This is a genomic window from Frankia casuarinae, from assembly GCF_000013345.1.
GTDB classification, from domain to species: Bacteria; Actinomycetota; Actinomycetes; order Frankiales; family Frankiaceae; genus Frankia; species Frankia casuarinae.
Genome location: NC_007777.1, coordinates 3,552,374 through 3,574,915, shown reverse-complemented (window position 1 = coordinate 3,574,915; position 22,542 = coordinate 3,552,374). Strand labels below are relative to the sequence as shown.

General features: G+C 72.1%; 14 protein-coding genes. 11 read left to right on the top strand and 3 right to left on the bottom strand.

Features of this window, described 5'->3' with window-relative positions:
• Window positions 1-10 precede the first annotated feature (10 nt).
• The 10 genes from FRANCCI3_RS15145 (at window position 11) to FRANCCI3_RS15100 (ending at window position 15,926) form a co-directional block, all read left to right on the top strand.
• Window positions 11-1,453, top strand: coding sequence for a glutamate synthase subunit beta (locus tag FRANCCI3_RS15145; protein ID WP_011437397.1), 1,443 nt, complete (start codon window positions 11-13; stop codon window positions 1,451-1,453).
• A 169-nt stretch (window positions 1,454-1,622) separates the two neighbouring features.
• Complete coding sequence (locus FRANCCI3_RS15140; RefSeq protein ID WP_011437396.1) at window positions 1,623-2,237, top strand: adenylate kinase; 615 nt, start codon at window positions 1,623-1,625, stop codon at window positions 2,235-2,237.
• Between the two features lie 3 nt (window positions 2,238-2,240).
• Window positions 2,241-4,424 carry a membrane protein gene (locus FRANCCI3_RS15135; protein WP_011437395.1) on the top strand — a complete coding sequence of 728 codons (2,184 nt, stop codon included), beginning with the start codon at window positions 2,241-2,243 and terminating at the stop codon, window positions 4,422-4,424.
• Window positions 4,425-4,516: 92 nt separating this feature from the next.
• Window positions 4,517-4,972 (top strand): tellurite resistance TerB family protein, encoded by a 456-nt coding sequence (locus FRANCCI3_RS15130; protein WP_011437394.1) that lies wholly within the window; start codon window positions 4,517-4,519, stop codon window positions 4,970-4,972.
• A gap of 68 nt (window positions 4,973-5,040) precedes the next feature.
• The gene (locus FRANCCI3_RS15125) at window positions 5,041-5,892 is read left to right on the top strand and encodes a sulfite exporter TauE/SafE family protein (protein WP_011437393.1); all 852 of its coding nucleotides are present in this window, start codon (window positions 5,041-5,043) and stop codon (window positions 5,890-5,892) included.
• 258 nt (window positions 5,893-6,150) lie between these two features.
• On the top strand, window positions 6,151-7,410 hold the full coding sequence (locus FRANCCI3_RS15120; protein WP_108913795.1) for a type IV toxin-antitoxin system AbiEi family antitoxin domain-containing protein: 1,260 nt from the start codon (window positions 6,151-6,153) through the stop codon (window positions 7,408-7,410).
• 92 nt (window positions 7,411-7,502) lie between these two features.
• Window positions 7,503-9,485 (top strand): methylmalonyl-CoA mutase subunit beta, encoded by a 1,983-nt coding sequence (locus FRANCCI3_RS15115; RefSeq protein WP_011437391.1) that lies wholly within the window; start codon window positions 7,503-7,505, stop codon window positions 9,483-9,485.
• The gene (gene scpA / locus FRANCCI3_RS15110) at window positions 9,485-11,749 is read left to right on the top strand and encodes a methylmalonyl-CoA mutase (protein WP_011437390.1); all 2,265 of its coding nucleotides are present in this window, start codon (window positions 9,485-9,487) and stop codon (window positions 11,747-11,749) included. The genes FRANCCI3_RS15115 and scpA overlap by 1 nt, the downstream gene beginning before the upstream one ends.
• 39 nt (window positions 11,750-11,788) lie before the next feature.
• The gene (meaB, locus tag FRANCCI3_RS15105) at window positions 11,789-12,871 is read left to right on the top strand and encodes a methylmalonyl Co-A mutase-associated GTPase MeaB (protein WP_049761101.1); all 1,083 of its coding nucleotides are present in this window, start codon (window positions 11,789-11,791) and stop codon (window positions 12,869-12,871) included.
• Window positions 12,872-13,118: 247 nt separating this feature from the next.
• Window positions 13,119-15,926, top strand: a complete 2,808-nt coding sequence (locus FRANCCI3_RS15100) for an Hsp70 family protein (protein WP_011437388.1) — start codon at window positions 13,119-13,121, stop codon at window positions 15,924-15,926.
• Between the two features lie 190 nt (window positions 15,927-16,116).
• Here FRANCCI3_RS15100 and FRANCCI3_RS28770 read toward each other — a convergent pair whose 3' ends face one another.
• On the bottom strand, window positions 16,117-18,624 hold the full coding sequence (locus FRANCCI3_RS28770) for a WD40 repeat domain-containing serine/threonine protein kinase (RefSeq protein ID WP_011437387.1): 2,508 nt from the start codon (window positions 18,622-18,624) through the stop codon (window positions 16,117-16,119).
• 181 nt (window positions 18,625-18,805) lie between these two features.
• Between FRANCCI3_RS28770 and FRANCCI3_RS15090 the strand changes: the two genes are divergently transcribed.
• Window positions 18,806-19,624: a class I SAM-dependent methyltransferase gene (locus tag FRANCCI3_RS15090; RefSeq protein WP_023840798.1), complete on the top strand. Its 819-nt coding sequence runs from the start codon at window positions 18,806-18,808 to the stop codon at window positions 19,622-19,624.
• Between the two features lie 106 nt (window positions 19,625-19,730).
• Here the strand turns inward: FRANCCI3_RS15090 and FRANCCI3_RS15085 are convergent, their stop codons facing one another.
• Window positions 19,731-20,798 (bottom strand): hemolysin family protein, encoded by a 1,068-nt coding sequence (locus tag FRANCCI3_RS15085; protein WP_011437385.1) that lies wholly within the window; start codon window positions 20,796-20,798, stop codon window positions 19,731-19,733.
• Complete coding sequence (locus FRANCCI3_RS15080) at window positions 20,795-22,306, bottom strand: hemolysin family protein (RefSeq protein ID WP_011437384.1); 1,512 nt, start codon at window positions 22,304-22,306, stop codon at window positions 20,795-20,797. Before FRANCCI3_RS15080 ends, FRANCCI3_RS15085 begins: the two co-directional genes overlap by 4 nt.
• Window positions 22,307-22,542 lie beyond the last annotated feature (236 nt).

Here is a 22,542-nt window from a genome sequence, read left to right as displayed (position 1 = left end):
CAGGAGCGGCATGGCTGACCCGACCGGCTTCCTCAAGCACCGCAGGGAGCTGCCGAAGCGCCGTCCCGTGGACGTCAGGATCACCGACTGGCGCGAGGTGTACGAGTCGTTCCCCGAGGAGCATCTGCGCACGCAGGCCAGCCGGTGCATGGACTGCGGCATCCCGTTCTGTCACGAGGGCTGTCCGCTCGGGAACATCATTCCGGAATGGAACGACCTGACCCGGCGCGGCGACTGGGTGGACGCCATCGAGCGGCTGCATGCGACGAACAACTTCCCCGAGTTCACCGGGCGGCTGTGCCCGGCGCCGTGCGAGGCGGCCTGCGTGCTCGGCATCGGCGACGATCCGGTGACCATCAAGCAGATCGAGGTCAGCATCATCGACCGCGCCTGGGCCGACGGCACCGTGGTCCCGGTTCCGCCGTCGCTGCGTACCGGCAAGCGGGTGGCGGTCGTGGGCTCCGGCCCGGCCGGTCTCGCCGCCGCCCAGCAGCTCACCCGGGCCGGCCACGAGGTCGTGGTCTACGAACGGGCCGACCGGATCGGCGGCCTGCTCCGCTACGGCATCCCCGAGTTCAAGATGGAGAAGCGGGTCTTGGACCGCCGGCTCGCGCAGATGGCGGCCGAGGGCACGTCGTTCGTCACGTCCTGCAACGTCGGCCTCGACATCTCCGCGGACGAGCTGCGTTCCTCCCACGACGCGGTGGTCCTCGCCGGCGGATCGACGGTCGGCCGGGACCTGCCCGTTCCCGGCCGCCAGCTGGGTGGCGTCCAGCTGGCGATGGAGTTCCTGGTGCCCGCGAACCGGGTCGCGCAGGGGGACCTGCCCGAGTCGCCCATCTCCGCCAAGGGCAAGAACGTGGTCATCATCGGCGGCGGTGACACGGGCGCGGACTGCCTGGGCACCTCCCACCGCCAGGGCGCGCTCTCCGTGCACCAGCTCGAGATCATGCCCCGGCCGCCGGAGCTGCGGGCCCCGGCCAACCCGTGGCCGTCGTACCCGATCATCTACCGGGTCTCCAGCGCGCACGAGGAGGGCGGCGAGCGGGTCTTCGCCGTCTCCACCGAGCGCTTCCTCGGTGACGAGGACGGCAACGTGCGGGCGCTGCGCATGCACGAGGTGCGCCTCGTCGGCGGGAAGTTCGAGAAGGTCGAGGGTACCGACACCGAGCTGCCCTGCCAGCTGGTGCTGCTCGCCATGGGGTTCACCGGTCCGGAACGGTCCGGCCTGCTGACCGATCTCGGGGTGGAGCTGGACGCGCGCGGCAACGTGGCGCGCGACGCCGGGTGGGCCTCCTCGGTCCCCGGCGTGTTCGTCGCCGGGGACATGGGACGCGGGCAGTCGCTGATCGTCTGGGCGATCGCCGAGGGACGTGCCGCGGCCGCCGCCACTGACCGCTGGCTGATGGGCAGGACGGACCTGCCCGAGCCCATCACGCCGACGCGTCGCTGACCGGGAGCCGGCCAGCCCCGGCGTGCAGCCAGCCCCGGCGTGCGGCCGGAACATCGGAGCACTTTTCGGCCGAAGATTCATGTGATCTGCCTTGCTCCATGCCGGATCCGCGGCGATTGACCGGACTCGCCGACCCGCCTGGTGACCTGCGGCGGTACCGTTCAGTGCCATGAGGCTCGTGCTGCTCGGTCCACCTGGCTCCGGCAAGGGAACCCAGGGCGCTCGCATCAGCGCCCGGCACGGCATCCCCTCGATCTCGACCGGCCGGCTGTTCGACCGGCAGATTGCCGCGGGTACGCCGCTGGGCCGTCGCGCGGAGCGCTACGTCCGCGCGGGCGAGCTGGTCCCCGACGAGATCGTGCTCGACATCGTCGCCGACCGGCTCGAGAGCGGCGTCGACTGTGCGGTGGGGTTCCTGTTCGACGGGTTCCCCCGGACCTACCCCCAGGCCGAGGCGTTGGACCGGATGCTCGTGGCGACCCGCGGCCCGCTCGACGCGGTCGTCGACCTCGACGTCGACGTCGACGAGGTGCTCGACCGCATCCGGCGCCGGTCCCGCACCGAGGACCGGGTTGACGACGCGGAGGACACCGCCCGTCGCCGGTTGAAGGTCTTCGAGCAGGAGACCGCACCACTGCGCCGCTACTACCAGCGGGGTGGCCTACTGCGCACGGTGGACGGTTCCGGCAGCCCGGACGAGGTTGCGGCCCGCATCGAGGAGATGCTGGCGGACGTCGCCCATCCGGGTCTGCGGGCCCATCCGGGTCTGCCTGTCTGTCGGTAGGCCATGGGTCGCCGAGGAGGGGAGCGGGGGCGCCTCGCGCACGTCGCCCTCGTCGCCCTCGTCGTGCTCTGCTGGCTGCCGCTGGTCGTCGTCATCACCGCGTGGCGGACCGTGCTGAACCCGGCCTTCTATTCGCAGTCGCTGAACCGGGCCGACGCCTTCGACCGCGTCTACACCCAGGTACTGCCCGATCCCGCGGTCGACACGTTGCTGGCCGGCCTCCCGATCGACAGCTCCCTCGTCACCGCGAACCTGCGCACGGTGCTGCCCCCGTCGACGATCCAGGCGATGACCGACGAGCAGATCAACCGGATCGTCGCCTACCTGCGGGCCGACACGGACGACGTCGAACTCGCCGTCGATCTCCGGCCGATCTTCGACAACATCTCGGGCCTGGCCAACCGGTACGTCGCCGGTGAACTGGGCGCCGGCACCAGCTACCAGGTCACCACCGTGCAGGAGTTCACCCACGGTGTCGTCACCGCGCTCGACGACATCGCCGCCGGGCGCCCGCCGAAGTCCCTGCCCACGATCGAGCTCTCCCCGCAGGACACCGACCGCGTCCTGCCCGTGGTGCTGGACCGGGTGGACGCCGACACCCGGGCGCGCATCGAGGCTCCGCTGCGCGCCCTGCTGAGGTCGGGCAACATCGCCGGAGCGCTGGCGCTGGTCGGTCCGGAGGTCTTCCGGGGCGACGAGACGGCCATCGGCCGGCTCCAGGTGTATCTCCACGGATCCACCCTCGATCTCGGGGTCCGTCTGTCGGATCTGCGTGACCGGCCGATGATCGTCGCGATCGACCGGCTGCACGACGTCGCCGCGACCCTGGTGTGGGTCTCCCTCCTGCTCGCCCTGATCATGACGGCGGCCATGGTCAGCATCGTCGTGCTGGCCGGGCGGCGGGGGGTGTCCCGGGTCCGGGCCGCGACCGGTGCGGTGGTCCTCGCCGGCGTTGGTGCGGGGCTGCTCGGCGTCGTCCTGCGCATCGCGCTGCCGAATCCGCTGACCTCGCTGGACAGGTCGTCGTCGCCCCTGCCGCCGGGAGCCGGCGCAGTGCTGGTCGACTTCTCCTCGCGCGCCTACGGCACGCTCGAGAGCGACTTCCTGCGGATCGTGGCCTGGACGCTGGTGGCCGGCCTGGTCGGCTACGGATTGTCGCGGCTCGTCGCGGTGTCCGCCCGGTGGAACCGGACCGGCCGGCGGCGCCGGGTCGCCACGGCGTTCGCCCTCGCGGCGCCCCTGATGATCATCGTGACCTGGACGGCCTTCCCGGGCGCCGCCGCCGAGGCCCGCAAGCTCTGCAACAGCCAGCAGGCGCTGTGCGACCGGCGCTATGACCAGGTGAGCTACCTGGCCACCCACAACGCGATGGCCACCAGCGAGGACCGGTTTCTCGGGCCTGCCCAGGACCCGGCGATCACGCACCAGCTCGACCTGGGGGTGCGCGCCCTGCTGCTCGACGTGCACCACTGGACATCGCCGACCCAGGTCGACGCCTATCTGCAGACCCTGCCGCCCGCGACCCGCGACGCGCTCGCCCCGCTGACGCGAGGCGCCCGGTCGGAACGCCCCGGCACCTGGCTGTGCCATGACCTGTGCCAGCTCGGCTCCCTCGACTTCGTGGCGGAGCTGACTCGGGTCCGGGACTGGATGAACCGTAATCCCACCGAGGTCGTGACGCTGATCATCCAGGATAATGAGGTGCCGGCGAGCGAGATCGCCGGCGGCGTGGCGGCCGCGGGCCTCGCGGGGATGGTGACGACGCCGCCGGAGGATCCGCATGGCCGATGGCCGACCCTGCGCGAGATGGTCGCCTCGGGCCGACGCCTGGTGGTCTTCACCGAGCGGCAGGACCTGCCGGGCACGTTCCTGCGCAGCTTCTACCGGTATGCCGAGGACACTCCGTTCGATGCGAAGAAACCCGAGGATCTGCGAACCTGCGCCCGCAACCGGGGCGTGGACGGTGCCTCGCTGCTCCTGATGAACCACTGGCTCACCGCCGCCGCGCCCAGCCGCCGTGCCGCCCTCGGCGCGAACGCCGCCGAGACCGTGTTTACCCGGGCACAGCGTTGTCGCCAGGAGCGCGGGCGGATCCCGACGTTCGTCGCGGTCGACTTCGCCACGATCGGTGACGCGCAGGCGGCGGTGGACCGGCTCAACCGCGTTCGCGGCGGTGCCGGTTCCTGACCCTCGGCCAGCCGGTGGGAGCATGTCCGGGCGGTCATGCGTTGACCTGCGAGGAACCATCTAGTGATACGTCACCGTGCGAGGGAGCCCAGGTGCCGATCTGGAACCAGCTGCGTCAGTCCGCCCAGACGATGCAGGGCCAGCTGAACGCCAAGAAAAACGACCTGAAGAGCGGTGCCTTCCGCGATGCCAGCATGGCGATGTGCGCATTGGTCGCCGCGGCGGACGGGACCATCGACCCGGCCGAGCGGCAGCGGGTCGCCGCACTGATCATCTCCAACGACGTGCTCAACAACTTTCCCGCGGATGATCTCCAGCGTCGCTTCAACGACTATGTCGGCAAGCTGCAGGCCGATTTCGAGTTCGGCAAGGTCTCCATCCTCCAGGAGATCGGGAAGACGAAGAAGAAGCCGGCGGAGGCCAGGGCGGTCATCCAGATCGGGATCGTCATCGGCGGGGCCGATGGCAACTTCGACAAGACGGAGCAGGCCGTCGTGCGGGAGGCGTGCTTCGCGGTCGGCATCAACCCGGAGGAGTTCGACCTCTGAGCCGGACCGGCCGCACTGCGCCGAACCCGTCACCCCGTCACCCTTCCTTCCATCGGCATAGAGGACACGTGGGACCAGCCGATGCCCTGCTCGCGGGCGGGGCGGGTCTGCTCGCGGGCGCGGTGAACACGATCGCGGGCGGCGGGACCCTGATCGCCTTCCCGGCGCTGCTCGCCACCGGTCTGCCGGCGCTGACCGCCAACATCACCTCATCGGTGGGGCTGGTCACCGGGTACGCCGGTGGGGCGCTGGGCTACCGCCGCGAGCTTGCCGGGCAGGCCGTCCGGCTGCGTGCCCTGGGACCGCCGGCTCTGCTCGGCGGTCTGGCCGGCGCCGTTGTGCTGCTGGCCACGCCCTCCGACAGCTTCCGGGCGCTGGTTCCGTACCTGGTGCTGGTCTCCTGTCTGCTTCTGGCGGCTCAGTCCCGGCTCGCGGCCGTGGTGGCACGCCGGAGAGCCAGCACGGCGGCGGGTGGCGGGCCGCCGGAGTCGGCGCCATCCGGGCCATCCGGTTCGCCCGCGGCCGCATTGCTGTCGCCCGCCTCCGGTTCGCTCGCCTCCGACCGGGTGACCTGGCCGACTCGGCTCGGGATCTTCGTCGCGGGAGCCTACGGATCGTATTTCGGCGCGGGGCTCGGGGTGCTGCTCCTTGGGGTGCTGGGCATTCTGCTCACCGACGACCTGCAGCGCACCAACGCGCTGAAGACGCTGCTCGCGTTCGGGGCCAACGCGGTGGGAGTGGCGGTCTTCCTGGTCACCGCGAAGGCCTCGTGGGGGTTCGCCGGCATCCTCGTGGTCGCATCCCTGCTCGGTGGGACGATCGGTGCCCGGGTGGCCCGCCGGCTACGACCGAACGTTCTACGTGGCGTGGTCATCACGCTCGGTGCGACCGTGGCGATCGCGTTGCTGATCCGTGGCTGACCAGCCGGCCGTCCGTCGAACCGGCCGTCCGTGGACTATCTTACGTTATCGGACGGTGCACGCCGTCGTTATCGTACATTCGCGCAAGCAACTCGGCCAGGTAGCGGCTACGCTTCCGAAGCCAGCTTGAGGAAATGGTTCCGGTGACAGCCGGCTGGGTTACCGCTGGGCCCTACGTTCGTCGTCCTCCTGTGAGGAGTTATCCACAGGTGGCCTGTGGCGCTGGATTACCGGGGCTACCTGATGGATTCTCGGTCCATGACGTTTTCCGCTTCGGCCTCGTCCCCGCCGACCCGTCCCGTGCGCTATCCCGGTTTCGACCCCGCGGTCCGCATCGCCGGTCGCCAGGGGGGTGCGATCACCTACCGGCAGGCGATGGCCGCTGGGTTGACCCGCGGCCAGCTGCGCCAGCTCGTCCACTCTGGCCAGTGGAGCCATCCGGTGCGCGGTGTCTTCGTCGTACCTCTCGGCCCGACGGAGCTCCCCGGCTCCGTCAACGACGTCCCGCGGCCGGGGGACCGGCGGCGCGCCGAGCATTCTGAAATCCGGGAGAAGGAATCCGCCGGACTTGTCCGGAACGACGTCGCGCGCCGACGAAGAAAGCGCCATGGTGCCATCACCGCGGGCCCCGGACACGCGGCGTCGGTCGTCGGCGGTGAAAATACAACGCCGATTCTCCCGGTCTTCTTCTCGCCATTTTCGGCACGGGTAAGGGCCGCGCTCATCGGGCGTCCCCGAGCCGTCGTCTGCGGGATCACCGCCGCCCGGCTCCACGGTTTTCCGCTCGAGGTTCCGGAAAGCTCCGCCGAACCCGTGCACCTTCTTCTTCCGGCTCGGCAGACCCGGGCCCAGCCGCGCGGGATCCGGCTGCACTTCAGCGATCTCGACGTCGACCAGCGCGTCGAGTTGGGTGGGATCCCACTCACCTCGCCGGAGCGGACGCTGGCGGATCTCGTGCTGGCCGCCCAGTCGCGTGAGGTGGCGGTCGCCCACCTGGACGCAGCCCTGCACCGCGGCCTGGTGCCGAGCCTGGCGGGGGCACGGGCGGCCGCCGAGGGGCGGCGCGGTTTCCGGCAGACGACCGACTGGTGGTCGCTGGCCGACGGCCGGGCCGAGACCCCCCTGGAGACCCGGCTGCGGCTGCTGTTGGCCGACAACGGGCTCGCGCCCGTGGAATTGCAGTGGCCGGTCATGGACGGGACCGGTCAGATCATCACCCGGCTGGATCTCGCCTGGCCGGCGCAGCGACTCGACGTGGAGGCGGACACCTTCTCGGCCACCAGCCCGCCGGCGATGATCTACCAGGACCGTCATCGCGGCAACATCCTCGCCGCGTTGCGCTGGACGGTGCTGCGCTTCAGCGTGGCCGACGTGACCTGGTATCCGGAGCGGGTCGTCTCGGCGGTGACCCGGGTCCTGGCGGCGCGGGCGGCCGAGCGGGCCGAGGCGTCCAGAGCGGTCGCTGAGGCGTCCGCCGCCGGCACAGCCGCGGTGGCTGAGCGGCTGTGGGCATCGTGAGCAGGGACACGATCCGGCGAAACGCGCGCAAGGCGTTGTGACGGGAAGTACATTCCAGGCCGCCTGGGTCCCCCGGGCCTACGATCCGGAACATGAGCGTTCCATCGGCCGGGTTGTCGCTGGCCGCAGACTTTCCGGAGGCGACGCGCGCCGATTGGCAGACGCTCGTCCTGCAGGTGCTGCGCAAGTCCGGCGTGGCGACCGAGGCGACTACTCCCGGCGAGGTCGAGGAGCTGTTGGCCACGCGGACCTACGACGGTCTGCGGATCCGTCCGCTCTACACCGCCGAGAACACCCCCGCCGGCGGGGTGGGCCTGCCGGGGTTCGCCCCGTTCGTGCGGGGTGGGCGGGCGCAGGGCGCGGGCACCGGCGGGTGGGATGTCCGCGCGCTGCATGACAACCCCGATGCCACGCTCGCCGCCGAAGCGGTCCTCGCCGATCTGGAGAACGGCGCCACCTCGCTCTGGCTGCGGCTGGGGCCCGCCGGTCTGCCGATCGGCGGGCTCGGCGCGGTGCTGCGCGAGGTCTACCTCGACCTCGCGCCGATCGTGCTGGACGCGGGGGAGCTCACCGCCGCGGCCGCCGAGGAGTTCTTCGGCCTCGTCGCCGCCCGCGGCCTGCCCGGTTCGCAGCTCACGGGCAGCCTCGGCGCCGACCCGATCGGTCTGGCCGCGCGGACCGGCCTGCCGGCCGGCGGCCCGGTGGGCCTCGCCGAGGCGGTGTCGCTCGCCGGCCGGTGCGTGCGGGAGTTCCCCGGGATCCGCGCCCTCGTCGTCGACGCCCAGCCGTACCACCGCGCGGGTGGCAGTGACGCCGAGGAGCTTGGGGCGTCACTGGCCACCGGCGTCACCTACCTGCGGGAGCTCACCGAGGCCGGCCTGAGCCTTGCCGAGGCGCTCGCCCAGATCGAGTTTCGCTACGCGGTCACCGCCGATCAGTTCTCCTCGATCGCGAAGCTGCGGGCCGCCCGCCGGATGTGGTCACGGGTCGCCGAGATGTGCGGCGCTGAGCCGGCCGACCGGGCCCAGCGTCAGCACGCGGTCACCTCGGCGGCGATGATGACCCGCCGGGATCCCTGGGTGAACATGCTGCGCACGACGCTGGCCTGCTTCGGCGCCGGTGTCGGCGGCGCCGACGCGGTCACTGTCCTGCCGTTCGACACGCGCCTCGGCCGGTCCGACGACTTCTCCCGCCGGATCGCCCGCAACACCCAGGCCCTCCTGCAGGAGGAGTCGAGCCTGATCCGGGTGACCGACCCGGCCGGTGGCTCCTGGTACGTCGAGTCGCTCACCGCCGGGCTCGCCGAGGCGGCCTGGGCCTGGTTCACCGAGATCGAGCGGGCCGGCGGGATCGTCGCCGGCCTGCGGTCCGGGCTCGTCGCCGAGCGGATCGCGGCCACCTGGGCGACGCGCTCCGACGCGATCGCCCACCGGCGGGACCCGATCACCGGGGTGAGCGAGTTCCCGAACCTGGGCGAGAAGCTCCCCGAGCGGCCCGCCGTGCCCGCCGCGAGCCCCGTGCCCGCCGCGAGCCCCGTGCCCGCCGCGAGCCCCGTGCCCGCCGCGAGCCCCGCCGGCGCCGGCGGGGAGGCCGCCACGGCGGTGGGCGCCGGGCTGCCGGAGGTCACCTACGACCTCACCTTCGAGGAGCTGCGCGCCCGTTCCGACGCGCACTTGGCGGCGACGGGCGGCCGGCCTGTGGTCTTCCTGGCCACCCTGGGCAGCGCGGCGGCCTCGACCGCGCGCGCCACCTTCGCCGCCAACCTGTTCCAGGCGGGCGGGTTCGAGACTCCGACGTCCGGCCCGGGCACGGACCCGGCGTCGATCGCGGCGGCGTTCAGCGCCTCCGGGGCCACCGTGGCCTGTCTGTGCTCGGCCGACAAGGTATACGCCGAGCACGCCGGGCCGGTCGCCGAGGCGCTGCGGGCCGCCGGGGCGAGCCGGGTGTGGCTCGCGGGCCAGGCCGGTGCGCGCGCGCGGACCGACGCCGCCGCGGGCATCGGCGGGTACGTGTTCACTGGATGCGACGCCGTCGCCGTGCTGCGGGCGGCGCTCGCCGAGGTTGGGGTGGCCTGATGTCCACGGACAGCTCGCAACGTGCCACGATGATCCCGGACTTCTCCGCGGTGGAGCTGGGCACCACGCCGGCCGGGGCGGACACGGCGGAGGGTGAGTGGCGGGCCGCCCTGGAGGCGGCGACCGGCAAGGACGCCGACGCGCTGACCTGGGATACCCCCGAGGGCATCGCGGTGAAGCCGCTCTACACCGCCGCCGACACCGCGGGCCTGGACTTCCTGGGCACCTACCCGGGGATCGCGCCCTTCCTGCGCGGCCCATACCCGGCGATGTACGTCACCCAGCCGTGGACCATCCGCCAGTACGCCGGGTTCTCCACCGCCGCCGCGTCGAACGCCTTCTACCGGCGCAACCTCGCCGCCGGGCAGAAGGGCCTGTCGGTCGCCTTCGACCTGCCGACCCACCGCGGCTACGACAGCGACCACCCACGGGTCACCGGCGACGTCGGCATGGCCGGCGTCGCCATCGACTCCATCCTCGACATGCGCCAGCTGTTCGACGGTATCCCGCTGGACAAGATGAGCGTGTCGATGACCATGAACGGCGCCGTGCTGCCGGTGCTGGCACTCTACATCGTCGCGGCCGAGGAGCAGGGGGTGGCCCCGGGGCAGCTCGCCGGGACCATCCAGAACGACATCCTCAAGGAGTTCATGGTCCGCAACACCTACATCTACCCGCCGCAGCCGTCGATGCAGATCATCTCGGACATCTTCTCCTTCACCTCGCGGCGGATGCCGCGGTTCAACTCGATCTCGATCTCCGGCTACCACATGCAGGAGGCCGGGGCGACGGCCGATCTGGAGCTCGCCTACACCCTGGCCGACGGGGTCGAGTACATCCGGGCAGGGCTGGGCGCGGGGCTGGACATCGATGCGTTCGCACCAAGGCTGTCGTTCTTCTGGGCGATCGGCATGAACTTCTTCATGGAGGTCGCCAAGCTGCGCGCGGCCCGGCTGCTGTGGTCGCGGCTGGTCAACCAGTTCACCCCGAAGAGCGCCAAGTCGCTGTCGCTGCGGACCCACTCGCAGACCTCGGGTTGGTCGCTGACCGCCCAGGACGTGTTCAACAACGTGGTGCGCACCTGCGTGGAGGCGATGGCCGCCACCCAGGGGCACACCCAGTCGCTGCACACCAACGCCCTCGACGAGGCGCTGGCCCTGCCGACGGACTTCTCGGCCCGTATTGCCCGCAACACCCAGCTGCTGCTGCAGCAGGAGTCCGGCACCACCCGGGTGATCGACCCGTGGGGCGGCAGCTACTACGTCGAGCGGCTCACCCACGACCTGGCCCGCCGGGCCTGGGAGCACATCGACGAGGTCGAGGCCTCGGGCGGCATGGCGCAGGCCATCGACGCTGGGATCCCGAAGATGCGTATCGAGGAGGCCGCCGCCCGCACCCAGGCCCGCATCGACTCCGGCCGCCAGCCGCTGATCGGAGTGAACAAGTACCGCGTCGACGCGGACGAGGGCATCGAGGTGCTCAAGGTCGACAACTCGGCGGTGCGCGCCGAGCAGATCGAGAAGCTGCGCCGGCTGCGCGCCGACCGTGACCCGGCCGCGGTGGAGGCGGCGCTGCACGCCCTGACCGCGGCGGCCGACGCGGCCCGCGACGGGCGCCGCGGCCCCGGGCTGGAGCAGAACCTGCTGACGCTCGCCGTCGACGCGGCCCGGGCTCAGGCGACGGTCGGGGAGATCTCCGACGCGCTGGAGAAGGTCTACGGGCGTCACGCGGGCCAGATCCGTACCATTTCCGGGGTGTACCGGGACGAGGCGGGACCCGCCGGTAACATCGTCGCCGCCCGCGAGGCCGCCGCCGCCTTCGAACGCGCCGAGGGTCGCCGGCCCCGGATCCTGGTCGCGAAGATGGGCCAGGACGGTCACGACCGCGGCCAGAAGGTGATCGCCACCGCGTTCGCCGACCTCGGCTTCGACGTGGACGTCGGCCCGCTGTTCCAGACCCCGGCCGAGGTCGCCCGCCAGGCCGTCGAGGCGGACGTCCAGATCATCGGCGTCAACTCGCTGGCCGCCGGCCACCTCACCCTGGTGCCCGCGCTGCGCGAGGAGCTCGCCGCGCTCGATCGGCCCGACATCCTCATCGTGGTCGGCGGGGTCATCCCTCCCGGCGACTTCGACGAGCTGCGGGCCGCCGGCGCCGCCGCGATCTTCCCGCCCGGCACGGTCATCGCCGACGCCGCGCTGGACCTGCTCGCGACCCTGTCGGCCCAGCTCGGTCACCCCGCTCACCCCGCTCACCCCGCGGCCTGACCCGCCCCGAGTGACGGCAGATCCGGCATGGTATCCGGCATGGTGACCCGACGACCGATCGATCCGGGTGAGTACGCCGACGGGGTGCTGGCCTCGTCGCGGACCTGGATCGCGCGGGCCATCACCCTCGTCGAGTCCACCAGGCCCGACCACCAGGAGCTCGCGCAGCAGCTGCTGGTGACGTTGCTGCCGCACGCGGGCAAGGCCCGTCGGATCGGCATCACCGGGGTGCCCGGGGTGGGCAAGTCGACGTTCATCGACGCGCTGGGCACCATGCTCACCGGGAAGGGAAACCAGGTGGCGGTGCTCGCCGTCGACCCCTCCTCGACGCGTACCGGCGGCAGCATCCTGGGGGACAAGACCCGGATGGCGGCGCTGTCCACCGATCCGGCGGCGTTCATCCGGCCCTCGCCCACCGCGGGGACGCTCGGTGGCGTCGCCAAGGCGACCCGCGAGGCGATGGTCGTCATGGAGGCGGCGGGCTACGACGTTGTCCTGGTCGAGACGGTCGGCGTCGGCCAGTCGGAGACGACCGTCGCCGACATGGTCGACACCTTCCTGTTCCTGACCCTGGCCCGCACGGGGGATCAGCTCCAGGGCATCAAGAAGGGGGTGCTGGAGCTCGCCGACGTCATCGCGGTGAACAAGGCCGACGGGCCGCACGAGCTCGACGCCCGCCGTGCCGCCCGGGAACTCGCCGGCGCGCTGCGGCTGCTGCAGGGCCCCGCCGGTCTCCGGGACTGGAACACCCCGGTGCTGACGTGCAGCGCGGTGGAGCGGACGGGGCTGGACACTGTCTGGGCGCAGATCGTCAAGCATCAGGACACCCTCGACGCCTCCGGCGAACTCGCCGCCCGCCGCCGCCGCCAGCAGGTCGACTGGATGTGGGCGATGGTCCACGATCGGCTGCTCGCGGGCCTGCGGGCCGATCCGGGGGTCCGCGAGATCACTCCGGACCTTGAACGGCGGGTCCGCGACGGCACCCTCCCCCCGAGCCTGGCCGCCGACGCCATCCTCGCCGCGCATGATGGCCTGGCCGCCCACGAGGGCCGGGCCGCGGCACCCTCCGACGCCGCGGAAAGCCGCGACGGAAAGCCACGACGGAAAAGTGTGGAGGGTTAGGAACGGCCCACGGCCGCTGGACTGTGCCTAACCCTCCACAGTTCCGCCCACGGCAGGCCGGTCGGGCCGGGGCTCGGCACCATTCGGCACCGTCCGGCACCATTCGGCAACTCAGGGACCTGCTCACCGGCTCAACGGGAGCCGGAAATATTTTGTCCGCTCCCGGACACAAATATTGCCTGGTCAAACGTCTACGATGATCGTGGTAACGGGAGTGGAAGGATCTCCGGCGGCCGAGCGGAGTACCGTGGCTCCGGTCGCCGTGATGATCGCGTGGGTTTCGGGAGACGCGGTGAGCTATCAGCTGGGTATCGACCTCGGGTCCGCGAACACGATCGTCGGGGTGGCGGACGGAGGCTGGCCCCGCGTGCTCGAACTGAGCGGTCAGCGTCGCCTGCCGTCGGTGATCTACGCCGCCCCGGCCGGTGGCCTGCAGTTCGCGCGCTCGGCGGACCGCCGGTCGCTGGTCGACCCCGAGCGTGCCGCAACCGACCTCCTGCGCCCGCTCGGGGACAGCGGTCCCGTTCTGCTCGGGGGTGCCGCCTACAGCCGGGAGGGGCTGATTGCCCGGTTGGTGTCCTACCTCGTCACGGCCGCCACCGAGCAGCTCGGGTCGGAACCGGACCAGGTCGTCGTGACGTTCCCGACGTTCTGGTCGGCGGCCCGGCGCGAGGTGTTCGCGGACGCCGTGAGCCAGCTCTCCGATGTCACGGTGCCCGTCGCGGCGTTCCCGGCCGCCGACGCGATCGGAACCCTGCTGTCTCACGGCTCCTCGACCCAGACCGTCGAGTTGGTCGGATGGTACGACTTCGGCGCCGGCTTCCTCGACACGGGGATCCTGTCCTTCTCGCCGTTCGGGTTCCAGCTGCTCGGCTTGGCCGCGGGTCTGCGCCACGGCGCCGGCCTCGAGCTCGACGAGCTCCTGGTCGACCGGGTGCTGACCGGCGCGGGTGTCGAGCGTGCGGCGCTCGACCGTTCCGACCCGATGATCCGGACCGCGCTCGGCAGGCTGCGGCGGGAATGCGCGCAGGCGAAGGAGATCCTTTCCGGTGAGGACGAGGTTGACGTTCCGGTCTCCCTTCCCGGAGCCGATACCTTCGTCACGCTGAGCCGGGCGGAGCTGGAGACCCTCATCGGCCCGATTGTCGATGACACAATCATGACCTTTCGCCGGGCGCTCCGCTCGGTGCCGGTGACCTCCGCCGAGCTGTCCCGGATCCTGTTGTCCGGCGGGATCTCCCACCTTCCGCTGGTGGCCCGCCGGCTGCGGGAGACCTTCAGCGGGATCGGCCGGATCGACCACGGTTCGGACGCGGATGTGGCGATGGGCGCGGCACTGCTCGCCGCCGACCTCGCTGACCGGTTCGGCGCCGTCGGCGCCGGGAGTGCACCGGGTGCACCGGGTGCACCGGGTGTTCCGGGTGTTCCGGGTGTTCCGGGTGTTCCGGGTGCGCCCGCGGCCTTTGGAGCCGTCGGGGCGGTGACCGCCGGCGGTTTCGGCGCGTCGGGCGAGGTCGGTGACGCCCAGGAACCCTCTGCTCAGGAACCCTCCGACGTCACCGCGGTGATCCGGCCGCCGGACGCCGCGGACCTGGTCTCGCGGCCGCCCTTCCTGTCCGGGCCGAGGGGGCTGTCCGGGCCGAGGGGGTTCGCGGGCGCGGCGGGTCCGGCCGGGATCCGAGGCGTGCCGGAGGCGGACGGCGTGACGGCCGCGGCGACGGTGCTCAGCGGCCCGGACGGCTCCGCGCCGCACGGCTTGGGCGCCGGGGACGACACGATGATCTCCTCGGGTGGCGCGGCGGATTCCCCGCCGCCGGGGATCGTCGTCGGCGGGCCGGGCCCGTCCGACACGTCCGGTCACCGGATCCCACCCGGCCTCATGACGGTGGGCGCCGATCGGGACCACGTTCTGCTCGGGCAGCCGGGGAAGCTCGACCTGCCCTCGGACTTCTCGACGGGCGGTGTGGGCGGCCCGCACGGTGCCTCCGCCGGGGACGGCCGGGGAATCTTCGGCTCCCGGCGGGCCGCGGTCGTCGCCGCCATTGTCGTGGTCCTCTTCCTGGCTCTCGGGACGACCTTCGCCGTGGTGCTGACCGGCCGTGACTCCGGGGCGGGCTCCGGGGCGGATGCGGTGGCCGCCCCGGCGGTCACCGCGTCGCCGGCCCCATCCGCCACCGGCCCGACCGGGCCACCCGCCTCCGCCGCGAACCTCGTCCGGGTGGCGGGATCCTCGGAGGTCGCCCCGATTACCGAGACCGCCTATAACGAATTTCGTCAGGTCCAGCGCAACGTCACCGTCAGCATCGAGTCCACGACGACCGAGGACGGTTTCGCCGCGCTGTGCAGCGGCAAGGCCGACATCGCCGACGCCTCGTTCGAACTCAATCCCGGGTTCATCAAGAACCCCGACTGCGAGAAGAAGGTCGTCGGGTTCGAGGTGGCGCACCACACCCTGCCGATCGTGGTCAACCCGCGGAACACCTGGCTGCACTGTCTGACCCTGCAGCAGGTCAAGCAGGTGTGGGGGGCCGGTTCCGCCGTCACCCGGTGGAGCCAGATCGACCCGTCGTTCCCGGACGAGCCGATCACGTTTGTCGGGCCGCCGCGCGGCTCCGTGCAGGCGCAGGTGTTCAACGCCACGATCAGTGACGCCAGTGACCGGTCCCGCGACTACCGGCAGACCGATCTCAGCGGGGTCGCCAACGACGTGGCCGCCGACCGCTCGGCCATCGGCTACCTCGACTTCCCCACCTACGAGACCTTCGGCACCAAGCTGCGCGGTGTCGAAATCAACAATGGTGACGGGTGCGTCGCGCCGAACGCCGTGTCGGTCGGTACCGGCCTCTACCTGCCGCTGTGCAAGCCGCTGTTCGTCTACGCCCGCACGGACGCCCTGCGCCGGCCAGCGACCGCCGCCTTCCTGCGCTACTACCTGGCGAACGGCCGGAAGATCGCCTTCGACGCGCACTACGTCCCCCGCAACGACGACACGGTCGGGGAGAACGTCGCCAAGCTCGCGAGCCTGACGGCCGGCGTGGGACCCGTACCGGCCTAGCCGCCCCCGCCCCCGACCGCCCCCGCGTGCGGGGGCGGTCACCGGCGAGCGGCCGCGGGTGAGGACCGGGCGTGCGGGTGAGCTCGGCTGTCGGCGTCGCCGGGCCCCGGGGCGTGACGTGCCGGACGGCGCCGGGGAGCGGTCCGCACCGGAGCGGGAGAACGGGCCTTAACCGGACCGGGGAGCGGTCCTAACCGGAGCAGGAGTCGGTGTAGGGGAGGCGGGGAACGAGCCGGCTCCATTCGGCCGGGCTCAGGGCCGCGCCCGGCTTGGCGCAGGCCAGCCGGCGCAGCCTGGCCGGGTCGAGCGTCCCGAGGAGGACCGACCCCTTGTCGGTGGTCAGCGCGACGGTCTCGGTGCCGGTCCCGGCCACCGCCCGGGCGGGTGCGTCCAGGACGCCCAGGGGGGTCATCGGGGGTGTGGGGGCGGAGAGGTCCCAGTAGGCGACCGCGCCACCGCCGTCCGCGCTCACCAGATGATCGTCGGTGGTGAAGGCGACGGCGGCGACGGGGGCGGTGTGGCCGGACAGCCGGCGCAGGACCCGCGGATGGTCGGGATCGCCGACGTCGGAGACCTGCAGGATCCGGTCGTCGCCGCCGGTGGCCAGCCGCCGTCCGTCCGGACTGAACGCGACGGTGTTCACCGCACCGGTGTGGCCGGGCACCGAGGCCGTCTGGACGGGCCTGCGGGGGTCGCGGACGTTCCACAGTTGCACGGGGCCGCCGGCGCCGGCGATGGCGAGGACGGCGCCGTCCGGCCGCAGTGCCACATCCGTCACCGGCCCGGCGCGGCCGATCAGCAACTGGATCGAGACGGGCCGCGCCGGGTCGGCGACGTCCCACAGCCCCACCGACCAGTCCTCGCCGGCGGTGACGAGCAGATGCGCGCTGCTCGACAACGCGAGCCGATGGACCGGCGTGGCCTGGGGGTCGAGCGTGCTGAGCGGCCGGGGGCGCGCCGGATCGGCGATGTCCCATAGCCGGCCGGCGTCGGTCTCCCCACCCGTCGCGAGTCGGGTGCCCGAGCGGTCGAACACGACGCCGTGCGCATGGTCGTTCGCGGAGCCCCCGGTGGTGGCGGTGGGCCGGCCGGCAGCGTCGACCTTCCAGAGGTGGAGGCTGCCGGTGTCGTCGGTGCCGGCGAGGGTCGTGCCGTCCGGGCTGAGCGCGATGTCGGAGAAGGCCGCGGGGCCGGCGGGGATCCGCGCGGCGGTGGACTGGGCGAAGGACGCGAGGACGGCCGCGCGCGCGGCCTCCGTCGGGGCGATCCGGTAGGCCGCGAGGCTCAGCCGGCCGGCCAGGTCCGGTTGCCGGGCCCGCTGGGCCGCCGCGTCCGCGGCCAGGCGCGACGAGATGGACGCGCGGTCGGCCGCCGACACCGGCGACGGGCCACCGCCGCGCGGCACGATGATCAGCACCGTTGCGGCGGTGATCGCGATGGCGAGTCCGGCGACGAGCAGTGCCGTCCGAGACCACCGCAGCCTGGATGGGGCCGGTGATGGGCTGGGTGCCGGCGGGTGTGGGGTTCCTGCTGGATGCGGGGGTACCGACCCGGGCTGTCCACGCGGCGGGGAGGTCCGGGCCGGTATCGGCGGCGGGGTCCGGGCTGGGATCGGCGGCGGCGAGGCGACAGGCGGCGGGGACAGCTGGGTGACGGGCATGTCCGCCACGTTCGCGGCGGTACCGCCGGTGCTGCCGGTGCTGCCCGTGCCGCGGGGCGGCGGCTCCGACCTGGGCGCCGACCCCGCGGCGCCTGACGGCCGGCGCCGAGCCCAGCGGCGGGCACGTCCGGTGGGCCCGGCGCCGGGCGGTCCGGACGGTATGGAGCCGGGCTCCGGGCGCGCGGGGAGGGTACCCCCGCCGATCAGCGCCGTCCGCAGCTCCTCCGCGCTCGGCCGGGCCGCCGGGTCCTTCGCCATCGCGATCTCGACGAGGTTGCGCAACTCGCCGCCAACTCCGTCGAGCCGCGGCGGCTCGTTGACGATGCGGTAGAGAATGGCGTCGATGCGACCGGTGCCGAACGGCGCGTGCCCGGTGGCGGCGAAGATTATGACGGCGCCCCAGGCGAAGATGTCGACCGCCGAGGTGATCGGTGCGTCGAGGATCTGCTCCGGGGACATGTAACCGGGCGTACCGATGGCGTGCCGGACGTTGTGGCTCAGGTCGGTGTCCGCGTTGAACTCGCGGGCCAGGCCGAAGTCGATCACCTTGGGGCCGACCGGGGACAGCAGGACGTTGCCGGGGGTGAGGTCGCGGTGCACGATCCCGGCCGCGTGGATGGCGCTCAGGGCGGTCGTCACGCTGACCGCGAGCTGTTCGAGATCGGCGGGCCGCAGCGGCCCCCGTACGGAGACGCGCCTCGACAGCGTCGGACCCTCGACGAACTCGGTCACGAGATAGGGCTGGGGCCCGTACGGATCAGCGTCCAGCACGGCGGCCGTGGTGAACCGGCGGACCCGACGAGCACTCTCGGCCTCGCGGGCAAACCGGGCGCGGAATTCGGGCCGTTGCGCGAGCTCCGGCCTGATCATCTTGATCGCGACGGCGCTTCCGTCGGGTGCCCGGCCGAGGAAGACGGTGCCCATGCCGCCCTGCCCGAGCCGGCCGATCACCTGGTAGACCCCGAGCCGCCGCGGATCGGTCAGCTGAAGCGGGCGCACGGCGTCGCCGGGCAGCGGAGGTGGTGTCGTCCCCGTCACCGTGCCCCGCTCCCAAGGTGCGCCGAGACCGGCGACCCTCTCAGATATGGCGGATGCCTGGACGGGTGCGGGTGCACAGGCCGAGTATCGCAGTAAGGGATGGAAGATCGCAGTATGGACAGAACCAGTATGGATGGAACATAGCGCAATACCGGCAAAGATGCATGATCTGGGAGGTCCTGTGCTCCGCCGTGCGGCGAAGTTCGACGTGACACTGACCCCGACCTCGCGCTCCCTGCTCGCCCCGGTCTCCGAGGAGCCACGGCGGTTGCTGCTCGACCGGGCCCTTGACGAGTTCGTCGCCGATCTCAGCGCGCTGGATGAGACGGCCGGCACGATGGTGGCCGGGGCGCCTCGTCCGACGATCGACACAGCCATCGACGCGGCGGTCCCCGCGGTGGTCGACGGCACGCTGCTCGTCTCCGGCCAGGAGGTGATGCAGACCTGGGAGGCGCCGTTGATGCGGGCGCTGGCCGCCGAGGTGACCCGGCCGGGCGGTACCGTCCTCGAGGTCGGGTTCGGCCTGGGCCTGTCCGCCGGGTTCGTCCAGGAGATCGGTCCGGCCCGGCACACGATCATCGAGGCGAACCCGGCCACGGTGCGCGTCGCCGAGCAGTGGGCCCGCCCCGCGGGGCGCCGCGGGGTGGAGATCGTCACCGGGCGTTGGCAGGAGACCATGCCCGGCCTCGGCCGGTTCGACGGCATCCTCTTTGACACCTACCCCCTTGACGAGACCGAGGTCGACGAGTACTTCGTGCGCAGTTCCACCTTCGCCGAGCACTTCTTCGCGCACGCCGCCGACCACCTGGCCGACGGCGGTTCGTTCACCTACTACTCGAACGAGATCGACTCGGTGTCCCGGCGGCATCAGCGGGCCCTGCTCCGCTACTTCCGCACCTTCAGCGTGCGCGTCGTTGACGGCCTGCAGCCGCCGGCGGACTGCAGCTACTGGTGGGCGCCGTCGATGGCGGTCATCGTCGCCCGGGACCCCCGCCGCTGATCCCCACCTTGCCTATCCAGAGGGATAAATCAGGCACAAAAGCCTCTGGATAGGCCTGGATAGGCAAGGTAGCCGGGGAGATACGGGAGATACGGGACCGGACGGTTCAGGCGGGCTGGTGGGTGGGGACCACGGCCGTGCGAACGGCGTCGTCGCGGATCTCCCCGACCAGCTCCTCCAGGATGTCCTCCAGCGCGACGAGCCCGAGGACCGTACCGTCGGCGTCGGTGACCCTGGCCAGATGCGCGCCGGAGTGCTGCATTGTCGCCAGTGCCGTCCGCAGGTTGTCGTCGGCGCCGACCCGGGCCAGCGGCCGGATCCACTTGGCCGCGACCGAGCTGGACCGCCGCTCCGGCCGGGTCTCCAGCACGTCCTTGAGGTGCAGGTAGCCGATCAGCCCGCCCTCGGGGTCCCGCACCGGGAAGCGGGTGAATCCGGTGCGCGCGGCGAGCTGCTCGACCTGCCGGGGAGTGACCGCCGGGGACACGGTGACCAGCCCGTCCGGCGGGAGCAGGACGGCACGCGCGGTGCGTTCCTCGAACGACAGCGCCCCGGTCAGCAGGTCGTGCTCGTCCTCGGCGAGCAGACCCTCCCGATGCGACTCCTCGATGAGTCCGGCGACCTCGTCGCGGGTGAAGACGCTCGCGATCTCGTCCTTCGGTTCGACACCGACGAGCCGCAACGACACGGCCGCGATCGTGTTGAGCAGCGCGATGACCGGCTTGCCGCCTCGGACGACTCCGACCAGGAGCGGGGCGAGCAGCAGGACCGCACGCTCCGGCATCGCCAGCGCGATGTTCTTCGGGACCATCTCGCCGACGACCACGTGCAGGAAGGTCACCAGGCCCAGCGCGATGGCGAAGGCCACCGGGTGCAGCAGGGCGGAGGGCATCCCGGCCGCCTCGAACGGCCCGCGGAGCAGATGCGCGACCGCCGGTTCCCCGAGAGCGCCGAGGCCCAGGGTGCAGACGGTGACGCCAAGCTGCGCCCCGGCGAGCATCAACGAGACGTTCTCCATCGCCCCAAGGGTGATCTTTGCCAGTCGTGAGCCCGCCTCGGCCATCGGCTCCAAGTTCGACCGCCGGGCCGAGATCAGCGCGAACTCGGCCCCGACGAACAGCGCGTTCAGCGCCAGCAGGACGACGGTGGCGACGATCGCCAGCAGGTCGGTCATCCCCACCCCGCCCTTCCGGCCGAGGCGGTCTCGGCCTCCTCGGCCCCCTCGGCGGCCGGGTCTGCCGGGTCTGCCGGGTCTGCCGGGTCTGCGGGGTCTGCGGGGTCTGCGGGGTCTGCGGGGTCTGCGGGGTCTGCCGGGTCTGCGCCGGGGCGGCGATCCGCGGGGTCCGCGACCGGTGGATCCGCATCCGTCTCCGGCGTGGCGTCCGTCGGTGCGATCGGGCCCAGACGGATCCGGTCGACCCGCCGGCCGTCCATCCGCTCGACGGTGTACCGCACGCCCTCCACGGCCGCCGTGTCGCCCGCCCGGGGGATGCGTCCCAGCGCCCGGGCCATCAGACCGCCCAGGGTCTGGTAGGTGTCGTCCGCGGGGATGTCGATCCCCGTGACGTTGCGGGCCTCCTCCGGGCGCAGCAGGCCGGAGAGCAGCCAGCTGCCGTCCCGCCGGCGCAGGGCGCGCGGGCTGACCCGGTCGTGTTCGTCGACGACGTCGCCGACGATCTCCTCGATGAGGTCCTCGGCGGTGACCAGCCCGTCGGTGCCGCCGAACTCGTCAACCACGATCGCTATCTGCATGCCGCCGGCACGCAGTGTCTCCAGCAGGGGGTCGAGCAGGATCGTCGAGGGCACGGTCACCGGCGGGACCATCACGTCGCGTACCGGGGTATGGTCCCGGGCGTCTTCGGGGACGGCGACCGCGTTCTTCACGTGGATGAGGCCCACGACGTCGTCGCTGTCCGTGCCGAGTACCGGGAAGCGGGAGTGCCCGGTGCGCCGGGTGAGGGTGATGACCTCGCTGACCGGTTCGTCGGCGTGGATGGTGCGCATGCGCATCCGGGGTGTCATGACGTCCTCGGCGGTCCGGTCACCGAACAGCAGGGAGCGCTGCACCAGCGTCGCCGTCTCGTGGGAGAGGGTGCCGTGCTCGGCGGACCGCCCGACGAGGGAGAACAGCTCCTGAGCCGAACGGGCCGAGGCCAGCTCCTCGCGTGGCGAGATGCCGAGGCGGTGCAGCACCGCGTTCGCCGTGATGTTCAGCGAGCGGATCAGCAGGCCGGTGGCCTTCGTGAAGGCACGCTGGGGAGCCTGCACCGCCAACGCGGTGCCGAGGGGATGGGCGATCGCCAGGTTCTTCGGGAGCAGCTCGCCGTACACCATCGTCAGGCCCGTCGCGAGGACCAGAGCGATCGCCACCGACGCCGCCCGGGCGAGCCCGTCCGAGGCGCCGAGCGAGGTGATCGGCCCCTCGAGCAGCCGTGCGATGGCGGGCTCCGCCAGAAAACCGATCATCAGGTTGGTGACGGTGATCCCGAGCTGGGCGCCGGACAGCTGGGTGGACAGACCGCGCAGCGCGGTGAGCACCCCGCGGGCGCCCCGATCACCGCGTTCGGCGGCCCGCTCCACCGAGGGCCGGTCCACCGTGACGAAAGCGAACTCGGCCGCGACGAAAACGCCGCAGGCGGCCACGAGCACCAGGCTGAGTACCAACAGAAGCGCCTCGATCATCGGTCGACCCCCGCGGGCGCTTCTTCGCGCGTGGGTCGGCCGGAACTACATCCGGCGTCTTCGGAGACTTTCATGATCCCTTCCGGTCGGTGCGGGACGACCCGGCCCGCGGGCCTACCCCGTCACGCGGCAACAACGCGCTTCATAGCCCGTCCGTTTCACGATGACCTCTGGTTGGCGCACGGTCCAGACCCCGAGTGGGCCTCGGTAGAAGATCACTGTGTGGGCCGGCCGGC

What these genes read in the sequence shown, in the direction of transcription:
- FRANCCI3_RS15080 (WP_011437384.1), bottom strand. Translation starts at nt 22,306, where the DNA reads ATGATCGAGGCGCTTCTGTTGGTACTCAGCCTGGTGCTCGTGGCCGCC.
- FRANCCI3_RS15140 (WP_011437396.1), top strand. Translation starts at nt 1,623, where the DNA reads ATGAGGCTCGTGCTGCTCGGTCCACCTGGCTCCGGCAAGGGAACCCAG.
- FRANCCI3_RS15120 (WP_108913795.1), top strand. Translation starts at nt 6,151, where the DNA reads ATGACGTTTTCCGCTTCGGCCTCGTCCCCGCCGACCCGTCCCGTGCGC.
- meaB (WP_049761101.1), top strand. Translation starts at nt 11,789, where the DNA reads ATGGTGACCCGACGACCGATCGATCCGGGTGAGTACGCCGACGGGGTG.
- FRANCCI3_RS15085 (WP_011437385.1), bottom strand. Translation starts at nt 20,798, where the DNA reads ATGACCGACCTGCTGGCGATCGTCGCCACCGTCGTCCTGCTGGCGCTG.
- FRANCCI3_RS15115 (WP_011437391.1), top strand. Translation starts at nt 7,503, where the DNA reads ATGAGCGTTCCATCGGCCGGGTTGTCGCTGGCCGCAGACTTTCCGGAG.
- scpA (WP_011437390.1), top strand. Translation starts at nt 9,485, where the DNA reads ATGTCCACGGACAGCTCGCAACGTGCCACGATGATCCCGGACTTCTCC.
- FRANCCI3_RS15135 (WP_011437395.1), top strand. Translation starts at nt 2,241, where the DNA reads ATGGGTCGCCGAGGAGGGGAGCGGGGGCGCCTCGCGCACGTCGCCCTC.
- FRANCCI3_RS15145 (WP_011437397.1), top strand. Translation starts at nt 11, where the DNA reads ATGGCTGACCCGACCGGCTTCCTCAAGCACCGCAGGGAGCTGCCGAAG.